A 12,334-nucleotide genomic window follows, 5' to 3' on the forward strand; every position below is an offset into this window, starting at 1 on the left:
TCCGAGCGCACAGCGGATGCCGCCGCTCAGCGCATCGTGATGGCGGAGTGCTGCCGACGGATCATGCCGCTGATCACGGCCGCGATTGCACACAGCCCCGCGGCCGCGAACCACGCGATCGTGTAGTGCCCGGTGTGGTCGCGGACGAGGCCCGCGGCGATCGAGGCGATGCCGGCGCCGACCTGATGGGCCGCGAACACCCAGCCGAACACGAGCGGGCCGCGATCGCCGAAGACCTCGCGGCACAGCGCGATGGTCGGCGGCACGGTCGCGACCCAGTCGAGGCCGTAGATCACGATGAACACGACGATGCTCGGCCGCACCTCCGCCGACAGCAAGCTCGGCAGGAACAGCAGACCGACGCCGCGCAGCGCATAATATGCCGCGAGGAGAATGCGAGGGTTCACGCGGTCGGTCAGCCAGCCCGAGAACACGGTGCCGACGATGTCGAAGATCCCGACGACCGCGAGCAGACCGGCCGCGGTGGTGGTCGGCATCCCGTGATCGTGCGCGCTGGGGATGAAATGCGTGCCGATCAGGCCGTTGGTCGTCGCGCCGCAGATCGCGAATCCGATCGCGAGGGCCCAGAACGTCCTCGTCTTCGCCGCATCCCGCAGCGTCGTCAGGGCGAGCGTCGCTGCGCCCCATGCCGATCCGCGAGGTCGCTCTGGGGCGGGTGCGGCGATCTCGGTCTCGCCGTATCGGGACACGCCGAGGTCGCTGGGTCGGTTCCGCAGGAAGATCAGCACGAGCGGAACGACGGCGAGAGCGCCGCCCGCGATGATCAGCGAGGCGCCGCGCCAGCCGACGCCCTCAGCGGCCGAGGCGATGATCGGCAGGAAGATCAGCTGGCCGGTCGCGCTCCCGGCGGTGAGAACCCCGGAGACGAGGCCGCGTCGGGTCGCGAACCAGGTGTCGGTGATCGTCGCCGCGAAGACCAGGGCCATCGATCCGGTGCCCAGTCCGATCAGCACGCCCCAGGTCAGGACGAGTTGCGCCGGCGAGGCGACGAACACGCTGAGCGCGGACCCGGCCCCGATCATCAGCAACGCGGTGACGGTGACCGCACGGATGCCGAACCGCTGCATCAGGGCGGCGGCGAACGGTGCCGTGAGGCCGAACAGCAGGAGGTTGACGGTCACCGCGAGGGAGAGCTCGGCGGTCGACCAGCCGAACTCCTCCTGCAGCGGCACCATGAGCACACCGGGCGCCGCTCGGAAGCCGGCTGCTCCGATGAGGGCGATCAGGGCGACGAGGGCGACGAGCCACGCGGGATGGATCCGGTGCCGCTGCTGCGGGGTCTGCTCTCCGAGCGACTCCGAGGCGGTCATGCGGATGCTCCGCCGGTCAGGGCGAAGGGTGCCCCGCCCATGCTCCGTCGAGCCCACCGTGCGCTGTCGGCATCGAGCGGGGCATCGCACGCGATGCACCGGTCGACGGATGCCGCGACCTCGCCGCAGCGCCCGCACGAGACCGTCAGTCCCCACGGGCCGTCGGGATCGGTGACGCGTGAGAAGCGCGCGTAGGCGTGCAGGATCGGCAGCGTCTCGCGGCCGGCATCCGTCAGCCGATACCCCGCTCGGGAGCCGATGCCCTCGCGCTCGACGAGCCCGGCGTCGGCCATCGAGGTGAGGCGACGGGCGAGCACGGAGTCCGCCGCCCCGGTCGCCTCGCGCAGTTCGTCGAACCGAAGGCGCCCCGAGAACATCTCGCGGAGGATCAGCAGGACCCAGGGGTCGGCCAGCACGTCGGCGGAGCGGGCGATGGGACAGGTCGCCGAGGACCAGTCTGAGCGGAGCGGCATCCGTCAACTTTCTTGAAGAAAGCTGGCGAAGTCAAGACCTCAGGGGTGTCCTCCGAACAGGCGTTCTCAGCGCGTGGAGAAGGCCGAGTCGAATGCGGCATCCGCCGGTCGATACGACGACAACGTGCGCACGAAGGCGAGAGCCTCGGGTGCGCCGACGAGACGATCCATGCCGGCGTCCTCCCACTCGACCGAGAGCGGGCCCTCGTAGCCGATCGCAGTCAGCATCCGGAACGCGTCCTCCCAGGGCACGTCGCCGTGGCCGGTGGAGATGAAGTCCCATCCGCGGCGGGGATCCGCCCACGGCAGGTGCGAGGAGAGGCGGCCGTTCCGTCCGTTGCCGAGGCGCTTCTTGGTGTCCTTGCAGTGCACGTGGAAGATGCGATCCCGGAAGTCCCACAGGAACGCGACAGGGTCGATGTCCTGCCAGACCATGTGCGACGGGTCCCAGTTCAGCCCGAACACCTCGCGATGCCCGATCGCCTCGAGGGCGCGCTTCGTGGTCCAGTAGTCGTAGGCGATCTCCGAGGGATGCACCTCGTGCGCGAAGCGCACTCCGACCTCCTCGAACACATCGAGGATCGGATTCCATCTCTCGGCGAAGTCCCGGTACCCGGCCTCCACCATCTCCTCGGTCGCGGGCGGGAACATCGCGACGTACTTCCAGATCGATGACCCGGTGAAGCCCGTGACGGTCGTGACACCCAGCCGGGCGGCGATCCGGGCGGTGTTCTTGAGCTCCTCAGCGGCGCGCTGCCGGACGCCCTCGGCATCGCCGTCACCCCAGACGTGATCGGCCAGCATGTTGTGATGCCGTTCGTCGATCGGGTCGTCGCACACGGCCTGGCCGGTGAGGTGGTTCGAGATCGTCCATGCCTTCAGGCCGTGGCGTTCCAAGATGTCGAGTCGGCTCTGCACATACGCGTCGTCATCCCAGCGGGACGGGTCGAGATGGTCGCCCCAGCAGGCGATCTCGAGGCCGTCATAGCCCCACTCGCCGGCGAGTCGCGCCACCTCTTCGAAGGGCAGATCGGCCCACTGGCCGGTGAACAGGGTGATCGGTCGTGACATCATCGTCCTCTTCTCGTCAGGATCATCATGCCGCAGACGGCATGGGAATCGGAGGTCTGTTCAGACTCCCATCCACGCGGAGCCGTTCGCCCCGCTGCGTTCGACGGCGTCGAGCACGCGCTGGACGCGCAGTCCGTCGGTGAAGGTCGGCTGCGGGTCCGTGCCGCTGGCGATGGCCTCGACGAGGTCCTTCACCTGGTGCGAGAACCCGTGCTCGTAGCCGAGCATGTGACCGCTGGGCCACCAGCCCGAGACGTACGGATGCTCGGGCTCGGTCACCAGGATGCGGGTGAAGCCCTGCAGGGCGGAATCCGCCGTCGCGTCGTAGTGGTTCAGGACGTTCAGGTCTTCGAGGCTCCAGTGCAGTGCTCCGGCGTCGCCGGAGATCTCCAGGTCCAGGGCATTCTTGCGCCCCGTCGCGAACCGGGTCGCCTCGAACGACGCCAGGACTCCGGAGTCGAGTCTGCCGGTGAACAGGGCGAGGTCGTCGACGGTCACGGTACCGCGTCCGTCACCCGCGATGCCGCCCAGGCCCACGCTCGTTCCCATCAGGGGACGCTCGGTGACGAGCGTCTCGAGGATGCCCGAGACCTGGGTCACGTTCTGACCCGTGACGAACTGCACCATGTCGACGACGTGGGCGCCGATGTCGCCGAGGGCGCCCGAACCCGCGCGGTCCTTGTCGAGCCGCCAGGTCATGGGCGACTCGGGATCGGCGAGCCAGTCCTGTCGATAGCTCGCGCGCACCTGGCGCACCGTGCCGATGCGCCCCTGAGCGATCAGATCGCGCAGCAGGGTGACGGCCGGCACGCGGCGGTAGGTGAAGCCGACCATCGCGCGGACACCCCGTGTCGCGGCATCCGCTGCGGTCTCCGCCATCGCCTCGGCCTCGGCGACCGAGTTCGCCAGCGGCTTCTCGCACAGCACGTGCTTGCCGGCGGCGAGCGCGGCGATCGCGATCTCGGCGTGCGTGTCACCGGGAGTGACGATGTCGACGAGATCGATGTCGTCGCGCTCGATGACGGTGCGCCAGTCGTCGCTGCTCTCGGTCCAGCCCCACCGCTGAGCCGACTCCGCCGCCTTCGCCGCATCGCGCCCGGCGAGCACGGCCATTCGAGGGGCGAGCGGCAGGTCGAAGGCCGCCGGTGCCTGGCGCCATCCGACGGAGTGGGCGGCCCCCATGAAACCGTGGCCGATCATGGCCACTCTCAGCTCAGTAGTCATTTCATCTCCAGGAAGAGAACGAGCGGGGCGGGCGCGTTCGGCACCCGCCCCGCTCTGATCGATCAGGACTCGAACGCGAGCTTGATGAACTCGGCGACGTTGTCCTTGGTCACGACCGGCGCGTCCAGCACGATGCGGTACGGGACGCTCGGGGTGACCAGATCGCTCATGGTCTTGTCCTGCGCGATCAGTCGTGCCATCGCGATGCCATCGGCCGCCTGGGTCGAGGGGTAGATGACGGTCGCCTTGACCACGCTGTCATCGGCCTCGATGCGGTCCATCATGTTGACGCTGCCTGCGCCGCCGACGAGGAAGAACTCGTCACGACCCGCAGCGTCGATCGCGGCGAGCACGCCGATGCCCTGGTCGTCATCGTGGTTCCAGATCGCGTCGATCTTGGGGTTCGCCGAGAGCAGCTGGGATGCCGCGCTCTCGCCTCCCGCGACCGTGAAGTCCGCCGCGACGCGGGCGGACACCTCGAGACCGCAGCTGTCGAGAGCGTCCTTGAAGCCCTCGGAACGGTCCTGCGTGAGCGGCAGCGAATCGATGCCGGCGATCTCTGCCACGACCGCATCGGACTGGCCGTCGAGCTGCTCGCAGATATAGGTGCCGGCGCTGACTCCCATGCCGTAGTTGTCTCCGAGGATCGTGATCCTCGAGGCGAACGGGTTCGAGAACTCGCGGTCGACGTTGATGACGGGGATGCCGGCGTCCATGGCCTTCATGGCCACCTCTGTGAGCGCGGCGCCGTCGGTCGGGAGCAGAACGATGGCGTCGACGCCCTCGTTGATGAACTGCTCGACGGCGGCGATCTGCTGGCTGGCGTCGTTGGTGCCTTCGGCCTGGCGCAGTTCGACGTCGTCGAAGCTCTCCGCCGCGTTGATCGCGCCGGAGTTGATGGCGCCGAGCCAGCCGTGGTCGGCCTCGGGGCCCGACCAGCCGATCACGACGGTGTCGCCGGACGCCGTGTTCTCCTCGCTGGTGGTGCCCTGTGCTCCGGCATCCTCTTCGGTCTCGGAGCCGTCGCTCGTGCAGCCGGCCATCAGGGTGATGGCGAACACAGCGGCGGCTCCTGCCATCAGCGGGCGGAGCCCACGTGTACGCATGCGGTGCATGTCTTTCCTCCTTGAAATGTGATGCAGGTGCGTGCGGTGGGACGCCGACGAATGTCGCTCCGGTCGATCGTTTCACGGCACTGTGTGGTCAAAGTAGCAGAAGGGTATGCATAGCCACCATCTTTTGCCGGAGAAAACTCAAAAGTCACGAAAAGCCAATGGCATCAGGGTTTTCGTGAGCGAGAACATTATGCGAACTATGGTTCGGAATTGGCATTTCGGGTTCGGAATTCGTCCTCGACCGCTCTTCGCCGGCATGTTATGTTCCTCGTGTGATCAAAGATGACCAGACCTCGCCATTGCTGGAGATGCGCGGAGTGGAGAAGAGCTTCACCGGTGTGCGCGCCCTTCGCGGCGTCGACCTGAACGTCCTTCCCGGTGAGGTGCACTGCCTGCTCGGACAGAACGGTGCCGGCAAATCGACGCTCATCAAGACGCTCGCCGGAGTGCACACCCCCGACGTCGGGGAGATCCGTTGGCGGGGCGAGCCGGTCGAGATCGGCGACCCGCAGACCGCCATCTCCCTCGGCATCTCGACCATGTACCAGGAACTCGACGTCGTCGATGGGCTGACGGTGGCGGAGAACGTCTTCCTGGGGCACGAGTTCGACCGAGGGGGATTCACGGATCGCCGACGGCTGATCCAGGAGACGCGGCGTCTGCTCGAGCGACTCGGACACGGTTCGATGTCTCCGAACGCCGAGGTCGGCACGCTGAGCGCTGCCGAGAAGCAGATCGTCAGCATGACGCGCGCGCTCTCGCACGACACGCAGCTCATCATCATGGACGAGCCGTCGGCGGTGCTCGACTCCGAAGAGGTGCGCAATCTCTTCGCGGTGGTGCGAGAACTGACGTCGCAGGGGATCGCGGTGGTCTACATCACGCACCGTCTCGAGGAGATCCGCGAGATCGGGGATCGCATCACGGTGCTCAAGGACGGATCGACCGTGGCGAGCGATCTGCCCGTCGCCGATACCCCCACGGCCGAGCTGATCAGGCACATGACCGGGCGCACGGTGCAGAACGTGTTCCCGCCGGCCGCACCGGTCGCGGATGACGCTCCCGTGCTCCTCTCCGTCGACGGGCTCGGCCTGGCCGGGGTCTTCGAGGACGTCTCGTTCTCGGTGCGCGCCGGAGAGATCGTCGGGCTCGCAGGGCTCGTGGGCTCGGGGCGCAGCGAGATCCTCGAGACGATCTACGGCGCACGCCGCGCCACCGCCGGAACGGTCACGGTCGAGGGAGTACCACTCCGCCGAGGCTCGGTGTCCGCGGCCGTCGATGCCGGCATCGGACTGAGCCCCGAGGAGCGCAAGTCCCAGGGACTCGTCCTCGGCGAGCCGATCTACAAGAACATCACCCTGTCGTCGTTCACGCGCTATGCCAAAGCGTCCCTGCTGGACGAACGTCGTGAACGCCGCATCGCGACCGAGCAGATCGCAGCGCTCGAGCTTCGTCCCGCCGATCCGGAGCGACCGGCGGCGACGCTGTCGGGCGGCAACCAGCAGAAGATCCTGCTCTCGCGCTGGCTCGTGCACGGCAGCCGAGTCCTGCTGCTCGACGAGCCGACCCGCGGTGTCGACATCGGTGCACGATCGGAGATCTACGCCCTCATCCGGCGACTCGCCACCGAGGGGCACGCCATCGTCGTCGTGTCGAGCGAGATCGAAGAAGTCCTCGGCCTGTCCGACGAGGTCCTCGTGATCGGCGACGGACGCGTCCTCACCTCAGTTCCCGCAACGGAGATCGATGAGCACGGCGTGCTCGATCTCGTCATGAAAGGAGTCGCCGCGTGAGCGTGCAGACCACACCCGCCCCGCCCGCGCGGACCGAGCATGAGGACTCGGCGCTGCGCCGACTCATGGCCGGCTCCGTGGGACGAAATCTCGGCCTCGTCCTCGCGCTCCTCGCGATCGTGATCGTGGGGGCGGCGACATCCCAGAACTTCGCCAACTTCGACAACGCCCTCGTGATCCTGCGCCAGGCATCGATCACCGGTGTGGTCGCGGTCGGCATGACGTTCGTCATCATCGCCGGCGGGATCGACCTCTCGGTCGGGGCAGTACTGGCACTGGCATCCGTCGTCGGGTCGCTGGCAGCGATCCAGGACATCGCCTCGTCCACGCACTGGATCGTGACCGTGATCGTCGCGCTGGTGGTCGGACTCGTCGCCGGACTGATCAACGGCGTCGTCATCGCCTACGGCAAGGTCGCCGCGTTCATGGCGACGCTGGCCATGATGGTCGGCGCCCGCGGACTCGCCGAGATCCTCGCGAACAACCGCACGCTCGTGATCTCGGACCGCGACTTCGTGAAGGCACTGAACATCGATCTCATCGGGGTGGACATCCTGATCTGGATCTTCATCGTCGTGGCGATCGCCGGCTGGTTCCTGCTCAACCGCACGACCTTCGGCCGGCGCACGGTCGCGATCGGCGGCAACCCCGAGGCGGCCCGTCTCGCCGGCATCAAGGTCCAGCGGCACACGATGTGGCTGTATGCGATCGTCGGTCTGACCGCGGGAATCGCGGCCGTCATGTACCTCGGCCGGACGACGGCGGGAACGTCGACCCACGGCACGCTTCTCGAGCTCGACGTGATCGCGGCGGTCGTGGTGGGTGGAACTCTGCTGGTCGGCGGTCGAGGCACCATCACGGGCACGGTGTTCGGCGTCCTCATCTTCGCGACGCTGTCGAACGTGTTCGTCCAGAACAATCTGCCCTCGTCGGGGCAGGCCGTCGCGAAGGGCCTGATCATCGTCGTGGCGGTGCTGCTGCAGCAGCGGTTCGCCGCGGGAGGCGCGCGTCGCCCGCTGCGCCTGCCGCAGCTGACGGCGCCGAAGGTGGCCCCCGACACGCGCGAGTAGACTCTCAGGTTCGGGTGCCGCCGGAGAGGGCGGCATCCAGAGCGTGGCGTCACGACGCCCACACGACATGCACAGGGGAAGAATGGCCAGCACTCCCAACTCCGTCGCAGTCGGTCAGCTCTTCCAGCTGCTCCGCGACGGCGTTCCCCGCACTCGCGCCGAACTGGCGAAGTCGTCGGGCCTCGCACGCTCGACCGTCGCCGCGCGTGTGGAAGAGCTCATGCGCCTCGGGTTGATCACCCCGGTCTCCGACGCGGTGTCGACGGGAGGGCGTCCACCGTCGCAGTTCGCCCTGAACCCGGCGGCGAAGGTCGTGATCGCCGCCGACATCGGCGCCTCGCACACCACCGTCGCCGTGACGGATCTCGCCGGCACCGTGCTCGCCGAGCGCAGCGGCCGCATCGCGGTCACGCTCGGCCCGGAGGCCGTGCTCTCGTGGATGGTCGAGACGGCGACGGAGCTCGTGGCCGAGGCCGGCCTGAGCCACGATCGTGTCGCGGCCGTCGGCGTCGGCGTGCCGGGCCCTGTGGAGCACTCCACGGGGCGGCCGGCCAAGCCGCCCATCATGCCGGGATGGGACGCGTTCGACGTCCCCGGGTGGGTGCAGCAGCATCTGCAGGTGCCGGTCCTCGTCGACAACGACGTGAACATCTCGGCACTCGGAGAGCGCGCCACCGCCTGGCCCGCGGTCGATCACCTGCTGTTCGTGAAGGTCGCGACCGGCATCGGCGCCGGTGTGATCTCCGACGGTCGTCTGCTGCGCGGAGCCCAGGGGATCGCGGGCGACCTCGGGCATGTCCGCGTCGCGCGCGGCGGCGACGTGCCGTGCCACTGCGGCAACACCGGATGCCTGGAGGCCCTGGCCTCGGGGCCCGCGATCGCGCGGACGCTGACCGCCCGCGGAATCCCGGCGAAGGACGGCGATGACGTCGTCGAACTGGTCAAGAACGGCAACCTCGAGGCCATCCAGGCCGTGCGTCAGGCGGGCCGTGACCTGGGCGAGGTGCTCACCGCCTCGGTGAGCCTGCTGAATCCCTCGGTGATCTCGATCGGCGGGGCCATGGCTCGCGTCGGAGAGCATCTGATCGCGGGCGTCCGCGAGGTCGTGTACACGAGGTCGATGCCCCTCGCGACCGAGCATCTCGCGATCGTGCAGTCCGCGGCAGCCGCCCAGGCCGCCGTCCGAGGGGCCAGCATCCTGGCCGTGGAGCACGTGCTGTCACCCGACATCCTTCCGCACAGCCTCGCACTGCCGGTGTGAGGACCGCACGTGGATCGGACGATCGGACCGAGTTCGGACGATCAGCCCGGGATCTTCCGATCTGAATGCATCCGTCCGAACTCACGCCGCGACCTCGTGTGGATGACGAACGCCGGAGCCGAGGGCATCCGCTCGTCAGTCGGCGACGCGGGCGGCGATGTCGGTGCGGTAGTGCGAGCCGTCGAGCGAGATCTTCGCGATCGCCTCGTAGGCGCGAGCGCGGGCGGTGGGGAAATCGGATGCCACGGCCACGACGTTCAGGACGCGCCCGCCGGTCGCGATGAGAGGTCCGCCGGGAGCGTCGGGTCCGGCGGTCGCGGCGTGCACGAGGCGCACGCCCTCGACGGCGGCGGCATCCGCCAGGCCCTCGATCTGGCGGCCGGTCTGCGGCGCCTCGGGGTAGCCCTCGCTCGCGAGCACGACGGTGATCGCGACGTCGTCGCTGAAGACGGGCTCGGGCTGGTCTTCGAGCGTGCCGGATGCCGCGGCGAACAGCAGCTCCGACAGCGGGGTGATCAGGCGCGGGAGCACGATCTGCGTCTCGGGGTCGCCGAAGCGCGCGTTGAACTCGATCACACGCACGCCGACGGGGGTGAGGATCAGACCCGCGTAGAGCAGCCCGATGAACGGGGTGCCCTCGGCGTCGAGCTGGCGGATGACGGGGAGGGCGACGTCGCGGGTGACCTCGTCGACGAAGGCCTTCTCGCTGCCGAACTGCTCGTCGAGCCACGGCAGCGGGGAGTACGCGCCCATGCCGCCGGTGTTGGGGCCTTCGTCGCCGTTCAGTGCGCGCTTGAAGTCCTGGGCGGGGCTCAGCGCGCGCACGGTGTCGCCGTCGCTGAGGAAGAAGAGCGAGACCTCGGGCCCGGAGAGGAACTCCTCGATCAGCACCGGGCCCGCGGGCAGGTAGTGCTCGGCGTGCGAGAGCGCCTCGGCGCGGTCGGACGTCACGATGACGCCCTTGCCGGCGGCGAGTCCGTCGGCCTTCACGACGAACGGGGCGCCCAGGTCGTCGAACGCGGTCTCGACCTCGGCGATCGTCGCGGCGCGCACTGCGCGACCGGTCGGTACTCCCGCCTCGTCCATGATGCGCTTGGCGAAGGACTTCGAGCCCTCGAGCTGGGCCGCGGCCTTGCCGGGACCGAAGACCGGGATGCCGTGCGCGCGCAGCACGTCGGCGACGCCGGCGACGAGAGGGGCCTCGGGACCGATCACGACGAGGTCGACCGCGTGCTCGTTCGCGAAGGCCGTGACGGCGGCGCCGTCGAGCGGGTCCACCGTGACCGGGGTCGCATCCTGCGCGATGCCGGCGTTGCCGGGGGCGACGAAGATCTCGTGCTCCGTCTGCTCCGCCCTGAGGCCGAGGATGATCGCGTGCTCACGGGCACCGGAACCGAGGACGAGGATCTTCACCCGTCCAGACTACCGAGACGCGCGCGGCATCCCCTCGTCCATAACGCCGCGAGAACCGGCCGCCGCCCGCGCCGAGCCACAGGACGAGACGTCAGAGCTCGATCGGCCGCTCGACGGAACGGTCCCACGGCAGTGACCACCCGGTCGCCTCGAAGAGGGCGTCGAGCACCATCGCGGTGAAGCCCCAGACGATCGTGCCGTCGACATCGAACGCCGGGCCCTTCCAGGTGCGTCCCATCCGCGAGATCGTCGACGTGAAGCGGATGCTCGGATCGATGAGGTGCGCGACGGGAACCCGGAACACCTCCACGGTCTCGGCGTGATCCACGGCGACGACGCGCGACGGCTCACGCCACCACGCCAGCACCGGGGTGACGAGGTGGTTGCTGGCCGCGAGTGGCAGCTCGGCGAGCGTGGCGAGCACCTCGACGCCGGCCGGGTCGAGGCCGGTCTCCTCCTCGGCCTCGCGCAGGGCCGTGGCGACGGCATCCGCATCGCCGACCTCCCGCCGGCCGCCGGGGAACGACACCTGGCCGGGGTGCGACGACAGGGTCGCGGCTCGGCGCTGCAGCAGCACGTCGAGATCGGCGCCCACCGTGAGATCGTCGGTGCGCGCGGGCACGCTGTCGAGTCGACCGAACAGCACGAGCACGGATGCCGCATGCGCCGTTCCGGTGAGCGCGGGGAGCGGCGCCGCCCACTGCGCGCTGCGCTCCGCCGCGGCGATCAGCTCGGCGCGCGCTCCGTGCAGGGATCCTGGGGTCGAGGTCATCGACTCGAGCCTAAGCCCGGGCACCCGCACGCGGGCCTACCCTTGATCCCATGCCTCCCCGCAAGATCGACATCATCGACGGCCGGGCCGCTCTCGACGCGGTGCGCGCCGCCGATGCCGCCGGCGAGAAGCCGGCGCGCCCCGTGCTCGCGACGGCGGTGCGCTACCTGCTGCAGCTGCTCGACGAGAAGGCGCCGGGCAACAGCGTCGAGGTGCGGGTACCGCCGTTCGGAGCGGTGCAGGTGATCCAGGGGCCTCGACACACGCGCGGCACGCCGCCGAACGTGGTGGAGATGGACGCTGTGACGTGGCTCGCCGTCGCCCTCGGGACGCAGACGTGGGCCGAGGCGACGGCGTCCGGCCTCGTCTCGGCATCGGGAACGCGCGCCGATCTCGACGGCGTGCTGCCGCTGCGTCCGTAACGAATCCGAGGGGGGGAGCATGGCCAAGCGCAAGACTCCGGAACAGCTCGCAGACGAGGAGCGGCGCTATCTGCGCGCTCGCACGGCAGCCACCATGGACGACTTCGCCGAGCTCGCGGCCGACCCGAACCAGGCGATCAGGGCGTCTGCGGTGCACAACGGCGGGGCGGATGCCGCGGCATTGGAGCTGTTCCTGCATGACCGGTTCTGGGGCGTCCGGATCGAGATCGCGCACCACCCGAACGCGACGACCGAGCTGCTCCTGCAGCTGCTCGAGGTCGACCCGCGCAAGCGCGGTGTCGTGCACCACGCGGCGAAGGATCGCCTGATCGCCGAGGGCATGGCTTTCGGCGACGACGGTCTGCCGGTGATCCCCACGTCCTGATCCG

The 12,334-nt window shown here is 69.1% G+C and carries 12 protein-coding genes; 5 read left to right on the forward strand and 7 right to left on the reverse strand.

Annotated features, from left to right (window positions below; all coding sequences use genetic code 11):
- Nucleotides 1–26 precede the first annotated feature (26 nt).
- From ACI3KS_RS01320 to ACI3KS_RS01340, 5 genes are all read right to left on the reverse strand, one after another.
- Nucleotides 27–1,331, reverse strand: coding sequence for an MFS transporter (locus ACI3KS_RS01320; RefSeq protein WP_404914406.1), 1,305 nt, complete (start codon nt 1,329–1,331; stop codon nt 27–29).
- Nucleotides 1,328–1,804: a winged helix-turn-helix transcriptional regulator gene (locus tag ACI3KS_RS01325; protein WP_404914408.1), complete on the reverse strand. Its 477-nt coding sequence runs from the start codon at nt 1,802–1,804 to the stop codon at nt 1,328–1,330. Before ACI3KS_RS01325 ends, ACI3KS_RS01320 begins: the two co-directional genes overlap by 4 nt.
- A gap of 66 nt (nt 1,805–1,870) precedes the next feature.
- Nucleotides 1,871–2,875 carry a sugar phosphate isomerase/epimerase family protein gene (locus tag ACI3KS_RS01330; protein ID WP_404914593.1) on the reverse strand — a complete coding sequence of 335 codons (1,005 nt, stop codon included), beginning with the start codon at nt 2,873–2,875 and terminating at the stop codon, nt 1,871–1,873.
- A 60-nt stretch (nt 2,876–2,935) separates the two neighbouring features.
- A complete protein-coding gene (locus ACI3KS_RS01335) occupies nt 2,936–4,099 on the reverse strand; it encodes a Gfo/Idh/MocA family protein (protein ID WP_404914410.1) in 1,164 nt (387 codons plus the stop codon).
- 62 nt (nt 4,100–4,161) lie between these two features.
- Nucleotides 4,162–5,205: a substrate-binding domain-containing protein gene (locus ACI3KS_RS01340; RefSeq protein WP_404914595.1), complete on the reverse strand. Its 1,044-nt coding sequence runs from the start codon at nt 5,203–5,205 to the stop codon at nt 4,162–4,164.
- A 317-nt stretch (nt 5,206–5,522) separates the two neighbouring features.
- On the opposite strand from ACI3KS_RS01340, the gene ACI3KS_RS01345 reads away from it, so the two are divergent.
- The 3 genes from ACI3KS_RS01345 (at nt 5,523) to ACI3KS_RS01355 (ending at nt 9,338) form a co-directional block, all read left to right on the forward strand.
- Complete coding sequence (locus ACI3KS_RS01345; RefSeq protein WP_404914597.1) at nt 5,523–7,007, forward strand: sugar ABC transporter ATP-binding protein; 1,485 nt, start codon at nt 5,523–5,525, stop codon at nt 7,005–7,007.
- The gene (locus ACI3KS_RS01350) at nt 7,004–8,077 is read left to right on the forward strand and encodes an ABC transporter permease (RefSeq protein ID WP_404914412.1); all 1,074 of its coding nucleotides are present in this window, start codon (nt 7,004–7,006) and stop codon (nt 8,075–8,077) included. Before ACI3KS_RS01345 ends, ACI3KS_RS01350 begins: the two co-directional genes overlap by 4 nt.
- A gap of 82 nt (nt 8,078–8,159) precedes the next feature.
- Nucleotides 8,160–9,338, forward strand: coding sequence for an ROK family transcriptional regulator (locus ACI3KS_RS01355; RefSeq protein ID WP_404914414.1), 1,179 nt, complete (start codon nt 8,160–8,162; stop codon nt 9,336–9,338).
- Between the two features lie 135 nt (nt 9,339–9,473).
- Here the strand turns inward: ACI3KS_RS01355 and purD are convergent, their stop codons facing one another.
- Complete coding sequence (gene purD / locus ACI3KS_RS01360) at nt 9,474–10,751, reverse strand: phosphoribosylamine--glycine ligase (protein WP_404914416.1); 1,278 nt, start codon at nt 10,749–10,751, stop codon at nt 9,474–9,476.
- A gap of 91 nt (nt 10,752–10,842) precedes the next feature.
- Complete coding sequence (locus tag ACI3KS_RS01365) at nt 10,843–11,523, reverse strand: NUDIX hydrolase (RefSeq protein WP_404914418.1); 681 nt, start codon at nt 11,521–11,523, stop codon at nt 10,843–10,845.
- Between the two features lie 50 nt (nt 11,524–11,573).
- Here ACI3KS_RS01365 and ACI3KS_RS01370 point away from each other — a divergent pair, with 50 nt between their 5' ends.
- A complete protein-coding gene (locus ACI3KS_RS01370; protein ID WP_404914420.1) occupies nt 11,574–11,945 on the forward strand; it encodes a sterol carrier family protein in 372 nt (123 codons plus the stop codon).
- Nucleotides 11,946–11,964: 19 nt separating this feature from the next.
- On the forward strand, nt 11,965–12,330 hold the full coding sequence (locus ACI3KS_RS01375; RefSeq protein WP_404914422.1) for a hypothetical protein: 366 nt from the start codon (nt 11,965–11,967) through the stop codon (nt 12,328–12,330).
- Nucleotides 12,331–12,334: the final 4 nt, after the last annotated feature.

The organism is Microbacterium sp. ZW T5_45 (genome assembly GCF_044987415.1).
In the GTDB taxonomy this organism is placed as follows: Bacteria; Actinomycetota; Actinomycetes; order Actinomycetales; family Microbacteriaceae; genus Microbacterium.